This is a genomic window from Pseudomonas sp. WC1, from assembly GCF_050586565.1.
Classification (GTDB): Bacteria; Pseudomonadota; Gammaproteobacteria; order Pseudomonadales; family Pseudomonadaceae; genus Aquipseudomonas.
Genome location: NZ_JBOBDQ010000062.1, coordinates 16,204 through 36,509 on the forward strand (window position 1 = coordinate 16,204; position 20,306 = coordinate 36,509).

At 50.3% G+C, this 20,306-nt stretch carries 19 protein-coding genes; all 19 read right to left on the bottom strand.

The genetic code is table 11. From position 1 onward, the window contains the following. Positions 1 to 6: 6 nt before the first annotated feature. Positions 7 to 1,137, bottom strand: coding sequence for a non-hydrolyzing UDP-N-acetylglucosamine 2-epimerase (gene wecB, locus ACQ4OD_RS22435; protein ID WP_139672805.1), 1,131 nt, complete (start codon positions 1,135 to 1,137; stop codon positions 7 to 9). Positions 1,138 to 1,165: 28 nt separating this feature from the next. Continuing rightward, the gene (wbjC, locus tag ACQ4OD_RS22440; protein WP_139672808.1) at positions 1,166 to 2,272 is read right to left on the bottom strand and encodes a UDP-2-acetamido-2,6-beta-L-arabino-hexul-4-ose reductase; all 1,107 of its coding nucleotides are present in this window, start codon (positions 2,270 to 2,272) and stop codon (positions 1,166 to 1,168) included. A 3-nt stretch (positions 2,273 to 2,275) separates the two neighbouring features. Then, positions 2,276 to 3,310 (bottom strand): polysaccharide biosynthesis protein, encoded by a 1,035-nt coding sequence (locus ACQ4OD_RS22445; protein WP_139672811.1) that lies wholly within the window; start codon positions 3,308 to 3,310, stop codon positions 2,276 to 2,278. Between the two features lie 35 nt (positions 3,311 to 3,345). Then, a complete protein-coding gene (locus tag ACQ4OD_RS22450) occupies positions 3,346 to 4,128 on the bottom strand; it encodes an AglZ/HisF2 family acetamidino modification protein (protein WP_139672813.1) in 783 nt (260 codons plus the stop codon). A gap of 1 nt (position 4,129) precedes the next feature. Further along, positions 4,130 to 4,744 carry an imidazole glycerol phosphate synthase subunit HisH gene (gene hisH, locus ACQ4OD_RS22455; RefSeq protein ID WP_139672817.1) on the bottom strand — a complete coding sequence of 205 codons (615 nt, stop codon included), beginning with the start codon at positions 4,742 to 4,744 and terminating at the stop codon, positions 4,130 to 4,132. Then, positions 4,741 to 5,880: an N-acetyl sugar amidotransferase gene (locus ACQ4OD_RS22460; protein WP_256659323.1), complete on the bottom strand. Its 1,140-nt coding sequence runs from the start codon at positions 5,878 to 5,880 to the stop codon at positions 4,741 to 4,743. Before ACQ4OD_RS22460 ends, hisH begins: the two co-directional genes overlap by 4 nt. A 39-nt stretch (positions 5,881 to 5,919) precedes the next feature. After that, positions 5,920 to 7,179: a hypothetical protein gene (locus ACQ4OD_RS22465; RefSeq protein ID WP_430944956.1), complete on the bottom strand. Its 1,260-nt coding sequence runs from the start codon at positions 7,177 to 7,179 to the stop codon at positions 5,920 to 5,922. Positions 7,180 to 7,229: 50 nt separating this feature from the next. Further along, positions 7,230 to 8,462 carry a lipopolysaccharide biosynthesis protein gene (locus tag ACQ4OD_RS22470; protein ID WP_177486050.1) on the bottom strand — a complete coding sequence of 411 codons (1,233 nt, stop codon included), beginning with the start codon at positions 8,460 to 8,462 and terminating at the stop codon, positions 7,230 to 7,232. 175 nt (positions 8,463 to 8,637) lie between these two features. Beyond that, complete coding sequence (locus ACQ4OD_RS22475; protein ID WP_198754621.1) at positions 8,638 to 9,711, bottom strand: hypothetical protein; 1,074 nt, start codon at positions 9,709 to 9,711, stop codon at positions 8,638 to 8,640. Between the two features lie 255 nt (positions 9,712 to 9,966). After that, positions 9,967 to 10,725 (bottom strand): oxidoreductase, encoded by a 759-nt coding sequence (locus ACQ4OD_RS22480; protein WP_198754620.1) that lies wholly within the window; start codon positions 10,723 to 10,725, stop codon positions 9,967 to 9,969. Further along, positions 10,715 to 11,416, bottom strand: a complete 702-nt coding sequence (locus ACQ4OD_RS22485) for a cytidylyltransferase domain-containing protein (RefSeq protein WP_430944957.1) — start codon at positions 11,414 to 11,416, stop codon at positions 10,715 to 10,717. The genes ACQ4OD_RS22480 and ACQ4OD_RS22485 overlap by 11 nt, the downstream gene beginning before the upstream one ends. Next, a complete protein-coding gene (locus ACQ4OD_RS22490; RefSeq protein WP_198754619.1) occupies positions 11,413 to 12,426 on the bottom strand; it encodes a Gfo/Idh/MocA family protein in 1,014 nt (337 codons plus the stop codon). Before ACQ4OD_RS22490 ends, ACQ4OD_RS22485 begins: the two co-directional genes overlap by 4 nt. Further along, a complete protein-coding gene (locus ACQ4OD_RS22495) occupies positions 12,423 to 13,469 on the bottom strand; it encodes a nucleotidyltransferase family protein (RefSeq protein WP_139672837.1) in 1,047 nt (348 codons plus the stop codon). Before ACQ4OD_RS22495 ends, ACQ4OD_RS22490 begins: the two co-directional genes overlap by 4 nt. A gap of 21 nt (positions 13,470 to 13,490) precedes the next feature. Beyond that, a complete protein-coding gene (locus ACQ4OD_RS22500; protein ID WP_139672840.1) occupies positions 13,491 to 14,159 on the bottom strand; it encodes an acetyltransferase in 669 nt (222 codons plus the stop codon). Continuing rightward, entirely contained in the window at positions 14,156 to 15,241 is a 1,086-nt protein-coding gene (gene neuB / locus ACQ4OD_RS22505) for an N-acetylneuraminate synthase (protein ID WP_139672845.1), read from the bottom strand. The genes ACQ4OD_RS22500 and neuB overlap by 4 nt, the downstream gene beginning before the upstream one ends. 3 nt (positions 15,242 to 15,244) lie before the next feature. Next, positions 15,245 to 16,402 carry a UDP-N-acetylglucosamine 2-epimerase gene (gene neuC / locus ACQ4OD_RS22510; RefSeq protein ID WP_198754618.1) on the bottom strand — a complete coding sequence of 386 codons (1,158 nt, stop codon included), beginning with the start codon at positions 16,400 to 16,402 and terminating at the stop codon, positions 15,245 to 15,247. Beyond that, positions 16,399 to 17,550 (bottom strand): LegC family aminotransferase, encoded by a 1,152-nt coding sequence (locus tag ACQ4OD_RS22515; protein WP_139672850.1) that lies wholly within the window; start codon positions 17,548 to 17,550, stop codon positions 16,399 to 16,401. Before ACQ4OD_RS22515 ends, neuC begins: the two co-directional genes overlap by 4 nt. A gap of 9 nt (positions 17,551 to 17,559) precedes the next feature. Then, positions 17,560 to 18,540: an NAD-dependent 4,6-dehydratase LegB gene (locus tag ACQ4OD_RS22520; RefSeq protein ID WP_198754617.1), complete on the bottom strand. Its 981-nt coding sequence runs from the start codon at positions 18,538 to 18,540 to the stop codon at positions 17,560 to 17,562. A gap of 120 nt (positions 18,541 to 18,660) precedes the next feature. After that, on the bottom strand, positions 18,661 to 19,992 hold the full coding sequence (locus ACQ4OD_RS22525; RefSeq protein ID WP_198754616.1) for a Wzz/FepE/Etk N-terminal domain-containing protein: 1,332 nt from the start codon (positions 19,990 to 19,992) through the stop codon (positions 18,661 to 18,663). Between the last annotated feature and the right edge of the window lie 314 nt (positions 19,993 to 20,306).

Consider the following 20,306-nt stretch of genomic DNA (forward strand, 5'->3'; position numbering starts at 1 on the left):
CTCAGTTCAGTAACGCTTCCATACAGTACGGTTCACATAATCGGTATAACTATGAAGAATGCGAACAACTTTGCTCGAAACATTTGGCATGCTGTAGTCAGCCACCAGGCGCAGGCTCCGCTCATCCCCACGTGCCTGGCTATCGAGAATGCTCAAGCCCTGCAGGACCCGCTCCACCTCGAGCCCGACCATCATCACAGCTCCTTCCTCCATGCCTTCGGGGCGCTCGTGGGCCTCACGAATGTTCAGAGCTGGGAAGTTCAGGATAGAAGCCTCCTCACTGATCGTGCCACTGTCCGAAAGCACTGCTTTGGCCTCAAGTTGCAGCTTGTTGTAATCTTTAAAACCCAGAGGCTTCAACAAGCGAACATTTGAGTGGAACGTAACGCCCATGGCGTCAACGCGCTTCTGTGTACGTGGGTGAGTCGACACAATGACCGGCAAATTAAACTGCAGGGCAACTGTATTCAGTACCTCAACCAGCTTCAAGAAGTTTTTATCAGAATCGATATTTTCTTCACGATGGGCGCTAACAACAAAAAACTTACCCGGCTCCAAGCCAAGGCGAGCCAATACGTCCGATGCATCGATCCCCTGACGGTAATGATCAAGCACCTCGAACATCGGGCTGCCAGTCTTTATCACGCGGTCTGGCGGCAAACCTTCGCGCAAAAGATAATCACGGGCGATGGCGCTGTAGGTAAGGTTGATATCGGCCGTGTGGTCTACGATACGCCGATTGATTTCTTCCGGTACCCGCATATCGAAGCAGCGATTTCCCGCCTCCATGTGGAAAGTAGGAATTTTACGGCGCTTGGCAGGAATGACAGCCATGCAGCTATTGGTATCACCTAAAACCAACAAAGCCTCGGGATTCACCTCGGCCAACACTCGATCCACCGCAATTATCACATTACCAATGGTCTCGCAGCCGCTGCTGCCAGCAGCATTGAGGAAATGATCTGGTTTGCGGATACCCAAATCCTGGAAGAATATCTCGTTCAATTCGTAATCATAATTCTGTCCGGTATGAATAAGAACATGATCACAATGTTGATCTAGTGCACTCATCACTCGGGACAGACGAATGATCTCCGGACGGGTCCCGACGACGGTAACAACCTTCAGCTTTTTCATACAACCTCAACCTCCTGATCAATCGACATCACGAACACACAGGCAATGCGTACGTATCCGGTTGTTCACGGTCAAAAATTTCATTGGCCCACAACATTACGATCATTTCGTCATCGCCAATGTTCGTGATGTCATGCGTCCATCCTGGAACTGTCTCGACGATTACGGGTTTCTCACCCGTTGTTTGCAACTCATAAAAATCGCCGGAAATAATATTCCGGAAGCGGAAACTGGCATGCCCCTTGATCACAAGAAATTTTTCGGTTTTCGAGTGATGATAGTGGCCACCTCGGGTGACCCCAGGATGCGCTGTGAAATAGGAGAACTGCCCCGAATCCGGTGTCTTCAACATTTCCACAAACACACCGCGAGGGTCACTGTGCGCGGGCACTTCGTAAGTAAAGGACTGCTCGGGCAAGTAGCTCAGGTAGGTGGAATACAGCGCGCGTACGAGGCCTGTACCCACGCGCTCGGTCACCAGCGTGGTACGGCTATCGCGGAAGGCCAGCAACTGCTCGGCAAGCGCACCCACCGTCGTCGAGTAGACAGGCTGAACCTGGGTATTTCCGTCAATGACTGCGCCATCGAGAATCGCCAGGCAATGACGTACGACATCGTCAATGTACACCAACTCCAGAGGGGCCTGTTTATCATTGATCTGAATCGGCAGATCTCGGGCGATATTGTGACAGAAGGTAGCGACCGCAGAATTGTAGTTTGGCCGCGCCCACTTACCAAACACATTAGGCAAACGCAAGACGTGCAACTGTATTGCCTGCTGAGAAGCGAGTACCTGCAACGCAGCTTCGGCAGCACGCTTACTGTTACCGTAAGCGTTATCACGGTCGGCTTGTATCGAAGAGCTATAGACTACGGGTATACATTTTCCACAATCGCGGAGCGCATCACAGAGCACTTGGGTAAAATCGCTATTACCACGCGTAAACTCGGCGGGATCCTGAGGACGGTTAACCCCCGCGAAGTGGAAAATACAGTCTGCCTCAGCCACCTGGGCTCTCAGACCGCACAGGTCATCACGCACGCAGCGCAGCACTTCAACATGCTGACGCTCTCGTAGATGACTTTCCAGGTTCTTGCCAATAAAACCATTGACACCCGTGATCAGGACCTTCATCAGTCACTCCTCCGGCGTGGCGTGCTCACCACGCTGAATGGCACGAATAAAGTCCAGCTTTAACAGCAGCTTTTGCATGCCTGCGATATCAAGGCGTTCGGTGTTATGCGAATTATAGTCTTCGGTATGAGAAATTTTTTCTTCACCGTGCTCGACAAATTTGCTGTAATTCAGATCGCGCAGATCAGGTGGAATCCGGAAGTAATTGCCCATGTCTTCGGCGCACGCCATTTCTTCACGGCTCAGTAGCGCTTCGTATAGTTTCTCGCCGTGGCGAGTACCAATTACCTGGATAGGGTGATCCGGTTGGCCTATCAATTCGGCCAACGCCTTAGCCAACACTTGCACAGTCGCTGCCGGGGCCTTCTGGACGAACAGGTCACCGTTGTTACCGTGCTCAAAAGCATACAGCACCAGGTCGACCGCATCGGCAAGCGTCATCATGAAGCGGGTCATATTCGGATCGGTGATCGAAAGCGCCTGCCCCTGCCTGATCTGATCGACAAACAACGGGATGACAGAACCGCGCGAGGCCATTACATTGCCATAGCGTGTACCGCAAATAACTGTTTTGCTTTCGTCAACGTTTCGCGACTTGGCAACCATGACCTTTTCCATCATGGCCTTGGAGATACCCATCGCATTGATCGGATAGACCGCTTTGTCGGTACTGAGGCAAACAACGCGGCGCACCTCGTTCTGGATCGAGGCCTCCAGCAAGTTCTCGGTGCCAATCACGTTGGTCTTGACCGCTTCCATCGGATGAAATTCGCACGAGGGCACCTGTTTCAGTGCAGCGGCATGGAATATATAATCGACACCACGGGTAGCATTAAGGATGCTTTGATAATCTCGCACATCGCCGATATAGAACTTTAATTTGCTATTAGCGTAGCGCTTACGCATGTCATCCTGCTTCTTCTCATCACGGCTGAAAATGCGGATTTCAGCAATATCCGTATCGAGGAAGCGCTTGAGCACCGCGTTGCCAAAGGAACCGGTACCGCCAGAGATGAGAAGTTTCTTTCCGCTAAACATAATTATTCCCGAATTGAATGCAGACGATCCCAGCACTACCGTTGATCAAGGGCTGAAAAAATCATTTCGTCTTTTTGCCTTGCGCTCGGATAACTGATCAACACAGCTCGGTAGTTCCCCTTAAACACAAAAAAGCTACCAGCCGCGACCCCGACAACCCCACAGGCAGCAACGAGGCTATGCATGTCTTGCAAGGATCCACATCCGCCCAGAATGGTGACAGGGATATTTACATGACTTCTCAGCTGGGTAGCAAGCGTAACGTCATAACCCTTCATCCGGCCATCAAGATCAATGGAGTTTATTACAATCTCCCCCGCTCCAGCTGCCTCCATTTCTCTGGCCACATCAAGGAGGCTCCGCTTGGAGTTCCGTGTGCCATTGTGTGTCCAGACATCGTGTTGCTTGCTCAACATACGCTGCTTGTGATCAAGGACCACCACGACACTTTGACTTCCGATCTCTTCGGCGATGCGAGTAACCAAGCTCGTATCTTCAATAGCCGCCGCACTGATGGCCACTTTCTCGACACCCAACGCGATAATAGCGCGCGCCTGCTCAGGAGTATGGATACCACCACCGTAGCACAGCGGCATTCTGCACTCTGCTGCCAGATTAGCGATTTTCCGGTGATCGGGAGCACGGCCATTAACAGTAGCGTCAATATCAAGAACGATCAGCTCATCCGCTTCTTTTTCGTTGAAAATCTTTACGGCATTAATTGGATCCCCTACGTACTTTGGGTCTTTAAAACGTACCGTTTTGACTAACCCGCCGTCCTGCATCAACAGGCAGGGAATTATACGAGGCCTCAGCATGTCAGAGTTCCGCAAATTTTTTCAGAAGACCAACCCCAAAGTGATGACTTTTTTCAGGATGGAATTGGACACCGTAGACATTATCTGCCGCCACCGCACAACTAAAGCCCAACCCATACTGAGACTGTGCGATAATATGCGCGGGATCCTGGCATTCGAAATAAAAGGAGTGCAGGAAATAATAGCGAATGTGATCCTCGAGATCGTCAAATAGCGGGCACGTACCAACGGGATTGACATCATTCCATCCCATATGCGGCAAGGCCATGCGCTCCAGCCCGGCGACGGAACGAAATGAACGAACCTTCCCAGGCACCCAGCCAAGGCCCGGCAATGTGCCCTCCTCACTACTATCGGCAAGCATCTGCATCCCAACGCAAATACCCAGCACCGGTACCTTATCGCGATGAACCAACGCCTCCACCTGAGTTCGCATACCCGAATCATTGAAGCGCTGCATCGCATGATCAAAGGCGCCAACGCCAGGAAGAATCAGCTTCTTCGCCCCGGCTAGCGCATCTTGATCACTCGCTACCCGCACCGGGATATGCAAGCGCCGATAGACATTGACGAAAGCTTGAATGTTGCCCAGCCCATAATCAATGATGGTTATCATCTGAACAGCCTTCTTTCAAGCCCCAGCATATTCATTACCCGGGCGCCCACCCCGATCAAAAAGTGCTTATTCTTGTAGTCTCGGAATGTCTTGTTCTCGCCTTCGAAAATAGTCTGCAACTCCTCAACAGACAGATCCAGCTTGTTGGCGACATACTCGAATTCGCTCGCCAGAAATTGCTGATCCATCTCTGGCCTGGCAATTCGCTCAAGCGCATTTTCACGCGTCATCTGCCCTGTCATGATCAGGCTGGAGAAATGCGCACGACGCTTTTCATAGCCGAACTTCCTGGGCATCCAGTAATCTTCATAAAAACGAGTAAACCGTGACTCATGATGCTTGTGCTGGAAAGGCTGCCAACCATAAAGCTGCTCAAGCGTCTCCTCCGCCTCCTTCTTAATGTAAGGCACCAAGTTTAGTGGCCTGACAACTTGCATCCCAAGTACGTACCGATAAAAAATCTTATACATCAAAATATCGACAAGTGGGAACGACCTCATTGCCCGCCCACCGAATAGCCCGTGAATACTATTGAACAAACGCTTATCGATACCTGGGTAGCCGCCCCACTCTTCAGGCTCTCGGCAGCATTCAGTCGAGAAGTTACCACCCGTGAGCACATATTTAATCTTGTGCGCGCGTGCGAATTTATAGAGCGCCGAGAAGAACGCCGCATCCTGCGGGAGATCCTGATCAGGAATCTGAGATTTAAGAAATGCTGTTTGCAAATCTTTCATTTCTTCCCAATTGATCACCTCGGTATAGAGCTCCAGACCAAGACCATCAACCAGCTTTTCAATATTCCCCACAGCTTGGTCAGTATTCCAGCCCGCATCGACATGGAAAAGCAGCGGCCGCAAGCCCATCTTTTCTTTCGCAACGTAACTGACATAGGAGCTGTCCAGACCACCGCTGAGCCCAATGATGCAATCAAACTCCTTGCCTTGGCCGTCTTTCTTGATCAGCTGGGCGAGGCGCTGGAGCTCTGCCTCGCCGCGCTGGTCGGTATGCCAGTTCGGCAGAATCTGATCGTCAAAGTTTTGACAATACTCGCAAACACCACGATCATCAAAACGAATATTGGGATCGGACGTGTCCATGATGCAACGTGTGCAAATCTTGTAGCTACTAGTCACTGCTCGTATCCCCGAAAAACAGTCATCCGTGTGCGCCTCCTAGCGCTTAGCTGCCAAGGCGATGCTTCGCCTGATCGATGCAATCAGTTCGCCAGCCTCTGCGGGAGGCATGTTGAGGGGATGGATGATAGCAGGAATGTGCATCCCTTCGTACTCTGCCACCAAAGTGGAGGGGTATGATATGAGAAGGTCGACATCAGGAAAAACATCTTTTTGCGTGATCACATTCCACCCAATCGAGCCAATACGCTTCGTTGCTGGGTTGGCGGGGTGTGGCTTATAAAAACTCTGGACCTCCGGTCCTATCGCCTGAAGGATCTGAATATGCAGTTCTTCACACAACGGATGCCCTACAAACAAGAGTGACGGCAAGCTTGTAGGCGCGACTTTGGCCAACTTTAATGCGGGTGAGTAAAAGCACGCACCGACCGCACGACGTGGGGAAAGAGCTGACAGAATAGACGTCTCGAACGTGGCAACAGCATCTTCATTGAACGCATAGAGCCTAGTAACACTTCGCAAGCGATAAGCCAGCTTCACCGAAAACTCATTGGAGGCAGATAGCTTGTTACTCCCTAAGGAGACCAACGCACCGTGTTGAACCATTACCAGGCCAGAGTCATCACTAAAATCATTTCTACAGGCCTCCAAGACCACGCGATCAGACAGAACTGCCCATCGATCATAGTGCTCAGAAATTATTAGTTTTTTTGCGCTGAGCCGTCTCAAGGCCAACCTGACACAAAACCAGCGGAAGGCTGTATAGCTCTGTAATGACCAGCAGGAATATTTTTTTGATGCCCTTAACTTTCGCGAGGCCACCACCGAATGGATAAAAGCATTTCTCAAATCACTTTGATTGAGCAATTTCAGAACGCTCAACGTGCTGCCACCATCATGCCTTGACTCTATCCAGGGCAAGGTTATTTTATGGAGTTCCTGACCAAGCAGCTGAGGCGTTATTAAATCCATAGCACGGGATGAATAACAGACGGTATAGCAATCACACCTAGGCGGCTCAGCCACTATTTCCTTGGCAACTTTCGAACGTAGAGCCCGCCATTGCAGCATAAAAAATAAAACCGCGCCCCCATTACTCCACAGGACACGAATCGCTTTCATGGCAGTGCTCAGCAGCAAGCTCCGACGACTAACACTCAGCAATTTACTGGGTCGAGGCGCGCAACCCAGCTGCTCAGGTAAAATACCAGCAAGCGCGTAAACACTACGATCAACTGCAATTTCGTTTTTAGTAGCTAACAGATATTCGATGAGCAGTTTTTTTTCTATTCTAGCCACACCTATTCACCCGCCCCGCACGATTAACTATAAATATACACAACACGAAATCAGACCACCTTATTAAGTTGACTGAAGTACACCACGCTCTTCCAAAGCAATACAACAAAAAATGCCGATGCCATCGCCCAGGCCACCGAGACAGCACCAAACGTAGTACCAAACGCATAGGAAACACCTACGAAGACCGCCAAACCAACCAACTGAGAGTACATCAAATGCCGATCTTTCCCCAATGCATACAACCCGAGATGCGGAACAGTGCTCAACCCATAGAAGACACTTGCCAGCAGCAACCAATACAAGATATTGAGTTGCTGACTGTAGACAGGTGAAGACAACCAGTTGACGACAAAAAAACTCCCGCCCCAGCATAGCACTGCCAGCACAAGCACGACGATCACGACATTCGATGCCAATGAGCGCATTCCGCTTCGAAACGCTGGAAAATCACGCATCTTGACCGCGTGCACCAACCGCGGCATGAAAAAAACTACAACTCCAGCGTCCAGAAACGAAAGGATTGCAGTTGATATGCCAACGTACAAAGTATAAGCACCCAAGACCTCCAAACCGGCCAGGTGCTCAACCCAATAACGATCAAACGTATATATACCTCTAATCGCCAGACTCGCAAGCAGGAATGGGATTGCGACATATACACCTCGCCTCACCCATGCCCATCTGATAGGCCTCCACTGTATTACCCCACACACTCGAAAAACTGATACAGCCGCAACGAGGCAAGCAATAACACAACACAGAAGCCAACTTAAAAGTACAAAGCCAAGATTGCGAAAAGCCGAATCCCATGCCATACAGGCGATAACGATAAAACACCAAATACCGCTTCGAACAAACAAAACTACGCTAGCCAGCAACGGCCTGGAAATGGCCACGAGAATCCGATTGGCCTCTTGAGCGACGTGCTCAAACAACAGCAGAATGATAAAAACGAAAAAATACTCGAACGGAAGCCAACCCTGAAGGAAGACAAACCCTAGGACTGGTAAAAAAAACAGATAGATAATGGCATATAGTACAAACTGATCGCGAATCACACATAATAATTGACTCGGCTGCAACCCTATCAACTCACGATTGGCATAGGTATAAAATTCAAAACCAACTACATATATACCGTAGCCAATCGTTGCAGCCAACAACCCATACATCCCGACAGCGTCAGCTGCTAGATATCGCGCCAAAAAAAACACCAGCAAAAACTTACTCAGCAATGTAACAGCGCGCAACCCAATATTGACAAACCTATACACGCTCACACCCCATCCTAATCTTGATCACGCCCTCAGTCAGCTAGGCCCTGTACGAAATGTATCTGCACTCGCCCATACTACGTTGAAACGGGGCTCGGAATGCTCATGTACTCCAGTACACTCCACTTCCTCCCCCGTTTCGCCTTGTCTTGCCTTCGCGCAGACATATTTCGTACAGACCCTAGGCGGTAGCAGACCTGGTGAACATCACACGCTGGGCTAACATGATAAATATATAAAAGCCAAAATTAAACAACGCAATCCACTGCAGCATACTGCCTCTGAACATACTCAAAAACAAGAAAATCTCAGACATGAAGATAAACAAGAAAACCGGACCACCTTTAAACCTAAGGGCATACAGGGTACAGATGAAGACCGAATAGACGAAAATCGGAATAAACCAGAATATGTATGCACCGTAGTTTAGATACAACTCAGTCTCAATCGGCCACTGCTGAGTCGCAGACTCGTCAAACCATTGCGATGGAAAATAAATAGAAGTCAGCCACCGACTAATGTCATGAAGATAGTCAGGCGAAGGGACACCGACAAACGTCAGCCACTTGTTAACAGGATACCCCATGGTCATGAAGTACTCGGGTGACATATCCCTCAAAATACTATCATGCAGAAATATAGTATTAAAGTAAGTCAAGAAGTACTCAAGCAACATCTCCGGCGTACTATAAAAGCCATTGGATCGCACATACATGGCCCCAGAAAACAAAAAAACAAAACCGAAGAACAAAAACGCACCTTGCCGAAGGTTAAGCCTGGCAACAGCCAACCAAGGGAGGCTAAAGAAGATTCCAAATAGAAATATTCTGCTCTTGACACCCTGCAAGTAGGCACAGAAGGCAAGCACCATTACCACAAACACAAAAAGCACCACACTGCGGCGCCCCGTAGTACGGCAATAGAACCCAAGCCAAAAAGCCAGGAAATTGGACCACATGATAAGTAGATAATTAACGACCCCATATCCCTTTTTCTTCGAAAGGTAAGTTTCGCTATAGTCACCCACCCAGGCTTCCAACCCTCCTGTCACCTGGAGAAAATAGAAACAGCCCAACAGCAAAGCAAGCGCGCAAACAAATATTGCATAAGGCCTCGCCCGATAACTGTAGACAACATCCACTTTTTCGACACTGTCCAGCAACACTTCCAACAACCGAACAAAATAGAAAAACAAGGTAAAAACGTATAAATAGGAAAGTATCGCCTCCTGCGAAACCTTGCTCCAATCGTTCATCTTCCCCCATGGCAATACGTAATCCCAAGACAACCACTCCAGGACATAAAAGAGTGTCGCGGGAAATACTAGATATAAAAAATAATTACCAAAGACGACATTAGACGGACATATGATCCTCTTGTTCCTGAAAAGAACAAAGGAAAACAATATAAACAGTATGGTAACTAGTATCATTTACGCAGAACATCCTTGCGCAATATTACAAGCTCAGGTGTGTTATTTATGCGACTCATTAGGCTCAACCTTGGACGGTCACAATGTAAAGCCGTCATCTACTACAATATTTTGCCCATTCACATAGCGCGACTGATCAGAGAGCAAGAACACAATAGTTCCAAGCACATCTTCGATATCCAGCATTCCTTTCCCCAGACAAGAACTTTTATATCGACTCAGAAACGCCTCAGGTTGCTTATCGCGAATACCACCCGGACTTACACAATTAGAGCGGAAACGGCTATCAGCAACAAATGTGGTCACGTATTTGCTCAGGTGGATCAATGCCGACTTTATCGCGGCGTACTCCACCGGCATGGTCATTGGCGTCCCTTCATATACTTCAAACTTCGGCGGAATGACACCATATACGGACGAAATATTTACAAGCGAAAACTCCCGCTGACTCCGCTTGAAGTAGCGCGCACATTCCTGAATAAATAAGAATGACGAACCAAGGTGCATCGAAACATTATCATTAAAGTCCTCCAGCTCCACCTCGAAGAAGCCTCGACCGTACTGCTTGTTGCGCGGGTAGGCACAGTTTACTGCGCCATCCAGCCCACGGGTATTACTGAAAAAATCAACAACATCGGCTTTCCTGCCAATGTCCATGGCGCATACTGTCAATCCCGGATTGGTTGAATAGCCGGACGCGCTCAAACGATCAAGCAGTCGCGCTTCCTCCAGATCGACAGCCACAACCTGGGCACCTTCGTCCAGCAACCGGCATACCAAGCTACTTCCCAACAATCCAGCAGCGCCTGCTACCAGAATTTTCTTATTATTCAACATTCTTCAGTTCCGCTTCCGCGAGAAATATCTCGGCCAATTTAAAATCATAGATATCGTCTATATCGACAGCCCGCTCTCGCGGAACGATAACTGAACTGACAGTACCTGCGAAAAGTTTTTCTTGCTGAAGAACAAATTCAGGCCGGACGACATAAGCAACCGTGGTCATGTCATAGACTTTTGGTGCATCTTGACGACGATGAAATGTCCTATCAGCGCACACGAGAGAGCTGAGTCCCTCATCATCACGCACCACCATATTAAAATATGGGCTCCGTGCCGCTTCGGTAACGGTAACCACCACATCAACCTCAGCTTTTACAGCCTCAAGACAACGTAACACGTCCTCCTTGCTACGCAGCGGGCTGGTAGCCGGCAAGCTCACAAAAAGGTCGAAGTGTTCACCTCTACTTTCTAAGTAGCGTATTGCGTGCTGCCAGGCGTGCCACTCAGAGGCATGATCGGTTGCCAGTTCGTCAGGGCGCTCAATGACTTCTGCACCATACTGCCTGGCGACAGAGGCGATCGCTTCACAGTCAGTGGATACAAATACCTTGCTTATTTGAGGCAGCGCTTTGGCAACCTCAATAGATCTTGCCAGCAGCGGTTTGCCGCCAAGGAGCTTGATGTTTTTTCCGGACAACCCTTTGGAGTTTCCCCGTGCAAAAACGAATGCGTATACCCTAGTCATTGAAACTCCCTCATGACGATGACAGAACTTGTTGTAGAGGACTGTTTTAGCGCCTCTACGAGCCTGAGAGTTTCAATGCCTTGCTCCAAGGTAACCCAAGGTGCCCGCCTGCCATGTGCCATATCAACGAACGCATTCAGTTCGTCAACATACATTTGATTACGGTCATACTCCGGATCATCATGAAGAACGCTATCTACCCCACCACCGTTTCTCAATACAACTCGATTTTCGAGGATATCCCACTCCAGCGTCGCATTTTCCGCTACGATCTTACACCGCCGAACAGGCGCTCGCTGCAGGAAGTCCATGTGTAAATTCACGATGTAACCCTCTTGGGTTCTCATCAGTGCATCTACAGTGTCCTCGACATCAAGCTGTAAACGACCGGATGTCCGCGCATGACAATAAACAGACTCAATCCGTCCAAATAACCACTGTAAATAATCGAGCTCATGACTCAGTTCCAACAGTGCGCCCCCGCCCAGCGCTCGCTGCGCAGAAACATTCTTCCGATAATCACTACCTGGACGCCAATCAGGAAGGTACTGGCCCACCTCGCTCGAGACAGAGAGAATAGAGCCTAAGCTTGTGCTTTCTACAACAGCCTTGACCACAGCCGCAGACGGCATGAATCTCAAGTTGTAGGCCACTGCGAGTTTGTCATTATAAAGACGCAAAGTTTCCGCGTGGCTTCTGAAGTTGATCAGGGAATCACTCAGAGGCTTTTCCACTAGTACCGTGAAACCCGCAAACAATAGTAGCGCCGCTTGTGTAACGTGAAGTGGCGCGGGAGATGCGATAATGGCATAACCCGGCCCGCCTTCAATGGCATGAGCCAGGGACGGGCAAGCCATGACACTCTCCGGAAGTTCGGAGATATTCAGCTCACGACCCGACGCGGAAACACACTGTATCGAGGCCTCGGGATAGGTGGCGCGAATGTTGCTCATATGGCGGCGAGCAATACTCCCACTGCCCACGACGACAAAACGCTCAGGAATGGTCATAAGCTCGAAAATTCCTGCTGGGCACGCTGAAAATCTTCCATACGACCAATATCCAACCAATATTCGTGGACAGGGAACATATTCACATGATGTTGCTGCGCAATCTGCTGTTCAAGCAATGTTGGCATGTCAATATGCGTGCCTGGTCTTACGCTCTTCACAAGCTCAGGAGATAACAAATAGATCCCCGCATTAATGAAAAACTTGTGAACCGGTTTCTCAACCATTGATCGAATCCGGTGCCCTTCACTCTCAACTACACCGTAGGGTACAGTGTATTCATACTCTCGAACGCACATGGTCGCTACGGCACCATTGCCCTCATGGAAATCCAATAAATTCAGGAAATTGAGGGTTGTCAACAAATCGCCATTCATCAGGAATAGAGGCATGTCGATTTCGTCCTGAGGCAGGAGGCCCAAAGCCCCTCCTGTGCCTAGAGGCTGCTCTTCATGAACATAGCGGATCTCAACTCCCCACTGGCTTCCATCACCGAAATGTTCTCGAATCATTTCCGGCATGTAATGCGTCGAAATAAAAAAACGATGGAACCCAGCACTGATAAACCGTTCAAGTATGATTTCAAGGATGGGTTTTTCTCCGACCTTGAGCAAAGGTTTTGGGCAGTGCTGGGTCAATGGTCGCAAACGGGTACCAAAACCACCGGCCATCAAGAAAACCGGATTATCTAATCGGGGCTTATTCAGCAAGTCATGCAGTGTTTGCAGGCCAATGACTCTTCGTTGCTCATCCAGCACAGGCAACTGTAAAAGCGAGTACTTTTCCATCACTGACAGGATGCGATCCTTCCCCCAATCGCGCTCAGCAGTACGTGGTGTCGTGCACATGATTTGATGCACAGGCGTGTTCAAGGGACACTGTTTAAGCAGTGCCCTCCTTACATCTCCGTCAGTGAGAGTTCCCAGAAGCTGCCGGTGACCATCTACAATCATCACAATACGAACAGCAACACGATCTAGAGTCGCAATCGCCTCTTCAATAGTGCAACCAGGACTGATAAGCGTTTTTTCCCACTGCTTCATTGCATTCCTTCTCTAGAAAAATCAGCCTTCCCGCAACGGGCGAGGGTAAACCGAAGGCCCTTTGATGACGCTGCGAGGCGGCACGTCTCTCACGACAACCGTGCCTGCACCAATCACTGCATGTTCGCCAACTACAACACCTGGTGTAACCGTGGCACCGCTACCGACGTATGAGCCATGAGCCACCGTCACGCCACCACACAGAACAACCCCAGGGGCAATGTGGACCTGCGAAGCGATGGTACAATCATGATCTAGGCTAGCCCGCGTATTGATAGTCGAATTCGCCCCTATTCGCACGTCCGGCTGAACAATGGCCCCCGCCATGATTTGGACGCCATCGCTTAACTCGACCGATTCGTCTACCCATGCACTGGGATGAATCAGCGGCGGAAAAACGAAACCTAAAGCCCGAGCCTTATCATAGATGCGCTGGCGGAGGTCCTTGCCAACGAGTTGGCCGACGCCATTGACCAACCCAACACTTGAGATGTCGAGCCCATCGAGCACTTCATCTCCTCCTAGCACCTTGACTCCTCGCCAGAGACTCGTGCCTGCATGGACAAGACTAGGATCGCAAACCCCAAGGAGCTTTCGCCCAGAAACATCGATCAGTGACCTTAGCACCTTTGCATGCCCACCTGCTCCAAGCAGGACCAGCGGCATGTCCTCATGGGCGAACGGCTTCATTTTTCCAGAGTCTCACCTGCCAAAAAGGCCCGTTTGCTCGTGCTGCCCACCAGCTCCCACAACATAGTAGGCGGCAATCCGAAGCCGCTACGAGCAGTAGTGAGATCGTCTCTCGAGATAACACTACCGGCAGCAATATCTCGAGCTGCAACTACCTGCTGGCGCGCAGCCTTTCTGGTGTCCCACTCACTGGGTTGTGGTGCTTTACAGGGATCCCCCAGCGCCAGTTGCAATGAGCGTATCTGGCTCACCATCATACTCAGCTCGTGGGGCTCCAACGATGCCTTGTGATCAGGTCCTGGTAGGCCTCGATCAATAGTGAAGTGCTTTTCTATCACTGTAGCTCCTCGAGCCACGGCAGCGATGGGGATAAGACAGCCCTCTGTGTGATCCGAATAGCCTACTGCGAGCCCAAAAGCTCTAAGTGTATCCATTGCCAAGAGGTTAACCTCTTCGGGCGGAGTCGGATACTGGGAGGTGCAATGAAGCAATGTGACATGCCCCTGCAGCCGAAGTCGACTGGAAGGCAGACTCCAGTTGCGCCAGACTTCCTCCATGCAACCAGGCTCAGAATCACCATTCAACGCATGCGCTACAATAGCAAGCCCCTGCTCTACCTCGCTCAGCGTTGCCATTCCAGTGGAAAGAATCAACGGCCTTCCAGTCTTGGCGAACTGCCACAGTAGAGGGCCATTTGTCAACTCACCGGAGGGCACCTTGAATACGGGCAAATCCATTTCAGTCAGAAATTTCAAACTCCCCGTATCAAACGCTGTAGAAAGAAATTGAATGCCTTGGGATCGCGCATATGCTTGCAATTCATAATGCCACTCTTGGGGCAGTTCGAGCTGTCTCAGCATCGCCAACTGGCTTTCATCGGCGTCAGTACTACGTGTTTGATACTTAGCTTTTGGAGCCGATTTCGAAGCAAGCCGCTTGGCATCGAACGTCTGGAACTTTACCGCATCCGCACCTGCCCGCGCAGCGGCATCGATTAACTCAAATGCCAGCTCGCGCTTGCCATTATGATTGACACCGGCTTCAGCAATAACGAAGACTGATTGGTCACTCGATAATTTCATAATTTAACTCAAGTCGTAAAATGGCTTGACAATGGTGGCGGGTTGGAAGCACTCAAGAGCGCTCACAATCTGCTTCGAAGCATCACCGCATCCATAGGGGTTTACAACTGACTGACAAAGCAGTTCAAAATCTGCCGTCAGAACATGACGTAACGCCCCTACTATAGCTTCGACCTCTGGCTTGCAGTCAAACACCGACTTGGCGGCCAACCGCCCTTTTTGTCTGACGCCTATATTGACAGTCGGCACGTGAAATGAGGGCACTTCAATGATACCGCTAGAAGAGTTACCCACTACGGCATCGGCCAACGCTACAACACTCAGGTAACGCTTGAAACCAAGCGACGGAATAGCAAGCACTCGACCGGCGGATTGATGAGCATAGGCCTCTAGCATCGGGATGATTGCTCGCCCGCCATTGTCAGCATTAGGATAGGTGATAATCACCTTATGCTCAGGAAAACGATCCAATGCCTCCAGCAGCGCCTTGAAGCTGAGCTCCGGACTTTCTTCCGCTAATGTCACAGGATGATACGTCACCAAAAAGAACGGTGGCGAGAGGTCAAACTGGAGGCTTTCGGAAAGCTCATCACGCCCCATCAACGGGGTACGCTTCAAGTGGTCGATCCCAATCGCTCCAACATTGAAAACCCGATCGGGGGACTCACCCAGCTGAATAACTCGCTGGCGATAAGGCTCGGCCGATACAAAGTGCAGATAGGATAGTTTACTGATCGCATGACGAATAGCATCATCATAGGCACCTTCTGTCACTTCCCCTCCATGGAGGTGTGCGACCGGTATTTTCATAATCAACGCAGACTGAACGATTGCCAGCGCTTCAAAACGATCACCTAGAACCACCAGCACGTCTGGACGAAGGCGATCCAGGGCATCGGCAAAGCCCAAGATGCCTACACCTATAGATTTGACGACCCCCACATCCGAATCGGAGGAAAGTAGCATCTCTACTTTTGCATCAATTGGAAAACCATCACGCTCGATATCTTTCCATGTATCCCCAAACTCTGGGGACAGATGCATACCTCCAACGACGACCTGGAGCTGAAGTCGAGCACTTGCCTTAACATCGCTCATTAAGCTATGCAGCAATCCGTACTCGGCGCGCGTCCCAGTGAAAATCGCCACCTTGACCTTCAAACTGCATGCTCCGGCAAAACACTACTGGGTAGATTAACGATACGCTCCTCCAGCCATTGAGCATTCGGCAACTCTCCGCGCAGGCAATGAGAATATGCTGGCAAGTGAGTCATTAGCTGCCAAATGGGCCGCGTCATAACACCGGAACGATTGCTGTACTCCAGCAATGCATCACGCTGCTGTACATCTGGGCACAAAACAGCATTCAGCCAATAGTTGGAACGGCACCCCTCCGGCTCTACTACAAAGGTTAGCGGGGTCTCTGAGAAAAATGCCTGATAACGCTCAGCCAACAGTCGCTTTGACGCGATGAAGCCCTCTAAACGCTCGAGTTGCGCACACCCCAAAGCGGCATTTATGTTGGGCATTCGGTAATTGTAACCAACCTCATCATGCATGTATTCGAAAGCATGTGGCACTTTGGCGGTCGTAGTGAGGTGTTTAGCGCGCACGGCTAAAGCCTCCCCTGCCAGTATCATGCCCCCGCCCCCAGTCGTTATGATTTTGTTGCCATTAAAGCTCAGCGTACCGATCAGGCCAAACGTTCCCGTCTGCTGACCTTTATAGAGACTGCCTAACGATTCTGCAGCATCCTCCACCATAGCCAGGCCCCAACGACTACAAACGTCCAGCAACGCATCGAGCTCAACAGGATGACCGAAGGTATGCATAGGTACACAAGCCCGAAGGACACGACCGCCAGTGCGTGTACGACAGACGCCGTCGATATCCCGGAATGCATTCTCGTGAAGCCATGCCTCAACAGCGGCGGGGGAAAGGCCAAGCGTATGACGATCCACATCAATAAAAACTGGCTCTGCACCACAATAGGCTATCGCATTACAGGTCGCAACAAAGGTGAGCGGCTGAGTAATAACCAGATCGCCAGGCTTGACACCAGCCAGCAACAAGCCAATGTGCAGAGCCGCAGTACCATTCACGGTCGCGACAGCACGAGGCGAACCGGTGTATACAGCCATGTCTCGCTCAAACCGGTCAACGAATGCGCCGACACTGGAAACGAAAGTCGATTCTACAGTCTCAACCACGTACTGCTTTTCTGCTCCAGTGAACGTGGGAGCATGAAGCGGGATGAAATCGTTTGTCGCGTACTGATCTCGGACAAAACCGATAAGCGCTTCGAACATGGACAGTCCTCAAACGTTGTAAAGATCAGCCTTGTACTTAGCCAGATTCTCTGGCTTAGTGAACCAATCGATTGTTTCTTGCAGACCCTGGCGAATCGAAAAACCGGGCTCAAACCCGGTCAAATTTCGAATTTTTGTATTATCGCACCACAGCCGGAAAACTTCGGACTTCCCGGGACGGAAGCGTTGCTCATCCGTAATGAACTTAACATCACTGTGCATCAGCTCACGAATAAGCTCCAGCGTGTCACCCACTGAGATTTCATAATTCGAGCCTATATTAACTGTCTCTCCGACAGCCTTCTCGCATTGCGCGAGCTCGAGGAAACCGCGACAAGTATCAGCCACATAGTTAAAGTCGCGTGTAGGCGACACATCACCCAGCTTTATTTCCTTCTTACCACTGGCAATTTGCGTAATGATAGTCGGGATCACCGCTCTAGCCGATTGACGTGGCCCATAAGTATTGAAGGGGCGCGCTATCGTCAGCGGAAGATCAAAAGCATTGAAAAAACTCATCGCCATGGCATCAGCGCCAATCTTCGACGCACTGTAGGGCGACTGCGGCTGGATGGGATGCTTTTCATCAATAGGCACATACTGAGCCGTTCCATACACCTCACTAGTAGAAGTGTGAATCACGCGCCCAACACCATTATCAAGCGCCGCCTGACAAATATTAAGCGTACCCTTTACATTAGTATCAACATAACTATCGGGGGCCACATAAGAATAAGGAATCGCAATCAGTGCCGCCAGATGAAAAACAGTATCTACACCCTTGGTAATATGCTTACAGTAATGAGGGTCGCGCACATCACCATTCAGGATCTCTACCTGACCCAGGCAATCCACATCCTCAAGCCAACCCCAGTAATTGAAGGAGTTATACTGGGAGAGCGCCTTGACCTCAAACCCCTCTCGAACAAGGAGCTCTGTCAGATGAGAACCAATAAAACCATCTGCGCCGGTAACCAATACTTTCTTCATGCACTGACCCTAATTCATTTCAATACTGACACACCGAGATGAGCATCAGAAAATTCGTATCATTTCACCAAAAGATGGCAATAGGCTTGCAACCACCCGGCACCATGAGCTACTGAAGACTCAATCTACCGCCTTCAGTGCCTGGATGCTAGCCTCCACAATCTTCGGCCTATCAGACGTAAACGGTACGCTTCTGAGCGCTGCATAACGTCGCAAAACAGCCATTATAGCGCCTACGATCACACCCAGAAGCGCTCCAAAAGAAATCAAAATCAGCCTCATCGGCTTGATGGGCTCCGACGGCGCCAGCGCCGGTTGCTCAACCTCCACCAGACGCAACCCCGCCAATGTCGAGTCCTGTGCTCCGAGAAGCGCCTGCTCCGTACGCTTAGCACTCGTCCCCGCCACGAACAAAGCGTCCTCTTTACGTCGCTGGAGCACTTCAATCTGCCGGTCAACACTCAACATTTGAAGTTCTTTCTGTATCTCGGCAACCCGTCGGTTGGTAAAGTCATCAGAATCACGCTTGCGCAAGATTGCTTGCTCCGCCTCGAGCACGTCCGTGCCAAGAAAGTAAAGCGGCTCCTTCTGACTGGTGATTTCGGTGCGAATGACATTCCCTCCCGCTGCCATACCCGACTCGCCCAGGAGCGATGCAGTCGTTGGGCGCTTAAGCCCCAAAGACCTGGCCACCGCAATGGCCTCTTCCAGCTCATGCAGTCGATTGGCCCGCTGCGTTTTCAGCTCAACACGAAGTGCACCCAGCTCATCCTGCAAAACCGCACGCCGAAGGATATTTTGCTCACGCAACTTAGCAATCTGCGCAGCTTTTTCGTGCTCATACACCATTTGCAAGGAATCGATCTGGGAGGCCAATCCCTCCACTCGACTACGTCGGGTACTCTCGACATCGTGACGAACAGCCTCCTCCTCCCCTTTCACAACGAATGCGACGTAGTCATTGAGCATACGAACACCATCGACCCCCTCAGGATAGGTCATGGTGATTTGCAGACGCCCCTGCCCAAAGTCCCGCTCCGTAACAGGCATTACAACCTTAAGCATCTCGGTGTTAAACATCCGAAGCACTTGCTCATCTGTGAGCCCAGCGCGCTTGTAAGGGGAAAAGAGATCTTGATGCTGCTCGTAAAATGCCTTACGAATATCATATGACTCCAATGCCGCACCGAACCGAAGCAGTGCCGACACAGGAGAAACGTCGTAGAGCCCCGTTCTTTTCAACGCATCTAGACTGGATTGAGAAGCGGGGCGTAATATATTTTTTACCTGATAAACAGGCGTCGCCAGGAAATAAGCATAGACCACGCACATCGCCGTAAAAACCAACGCCACAGTCGCAACCAACAAGCGCTGCCGCCAAATAGTCTGAGCAATAATAAACAGATCAAACTCAACACGACGAGAAAGAGAAACACCACCTAGACTTTCCACAATTACCTGCCTTGAATTAATCCGTATTCGCCTACAGGCTAATCTCGATCAGCACTCGAGGATAGCGCACACCCCCCCATTAGCCAGATGGAGCAAGACTTAGCATTTTGCCACACCTCTGACAAAACTCAAATCTTTTGCCGCAATGAGGCCAGGCAACTGCCGTTGCGTCCGATGACATCCTCTAAAACGCCCTCGAAGCCTCTGGACGCCTGTTTTCCATAGCCCCCATCAGCTCCTCAAGCAACATTTACCTTCCCAAGCCGGCCTGACATAGGCGCAGTTTGTAGTGGTCAACTCATCCCGAACACGGT

Excerpts from the sequence above, each read along its gene's own strand:
- wecB (WP_139672805.1), bottom strand. The coding sequence starts at position 1,137 with ATGAAAAAGCTGAAGGTTGTTACCGTCGTCGGGACCCGTCCGGAGATC.
- wbjC (WP_139672808.1), bottom strand. The coding sequence starts at position 2,272 with ATGAAGGTCCTGATCACGGGTGTCAATGGTTTTATTGGCAAGAACCTG.
- ACQ4OD_RS22445 (WP_139672811.1), bottom strand. The coding sequence starts at position 3,310 with ATGTTTAGCGGAAAGAAACTTCTCATCTCTGGCGGTACCGGTTCCTTT.
- ACQ4OD_RS22450 (WP_139672813.1), bottom strand. The coding sequence starts at position 4,128 with ATGCTGAGGCCTCGTATAATTCCCTGCCTGTTGATGCAGGACGGCGGG.
- hisH (WP_139672817.1), bottom strand. The coding sequence starts at position 4,744 with ATGATAACCATCATTGATTATGGGCTGGGCAACATTCAAGCTTTCGTC.
- ACQ4OD_RS22475 (WP_198754621.1), bottom strand. The coding sequence starts at position 9,711 with ATGAACGATTGGAGCAAGGTTTCGCAGGAGGCGATACTTTCCTATTTA.
- ACQ4OD_RS22480 (WP_198754620.1), bottom strand. The coding sequence starts at position 10,725 with ATGTTGAATAATAAGAAAATTCTGGTAGCAGGCGCTGCTGGATTGTTG.
- ACQ4OD_RS22485 (WP_430944957.1), bottom strand. The coding sequence starts at position 11,416 with ATGACTAGGGTATACGCATTCGTTTTTGCACGGGGAAACTCCAAAGGG.
- ACQ4OD_RS22490 (WP_198754619.1), bottom strand. The coding sequence starts at position 12,426 with ATGACCATTCCTGAGCGTTTTGTCGTCGTGGGCAGTGGGAGTATTGCT.
- ACQ4OD_RS22495 (WP_139672837.1), bottom strand. The coding sequence starts at position 13,469 with ATGAAGCAGTGGGAAAAAACGCTTATCAGTCCTGGTTGCACTATTGAA.
- ACQ4OD_RS22500 (WP_139672840.1), bottom strand. The coding sequence starts at position 14,159 with ATGAAGCCGTTCGCCCATGAGGACATGCCGCTGGTCCTGCTTGGAGCA.
- neuB (WP_139672845.1), bottom strand. The coding sequence starts at position 15,241 with ATGAAATTATCGAGTGACCAATCAGTCTTCGTTATTGCTGAAGCCGGT.
- ACQ4OD_RS22515 (WP_139672850.1), bottom strand. The coding sequence starts at position 17,550 with ATGTTCGAAGCGCTTATCGGTTTTGTCCGAGATCAGTACGCGACAAAC.
- ACQ4OD_RS22520 (WP_198754617.1), bottom strand. The coding sequence starts at position 18,540 with ATGAAGAAAGTATTGGTTACCGGCGCAGATGGTTTTATTGGTTCTCAT.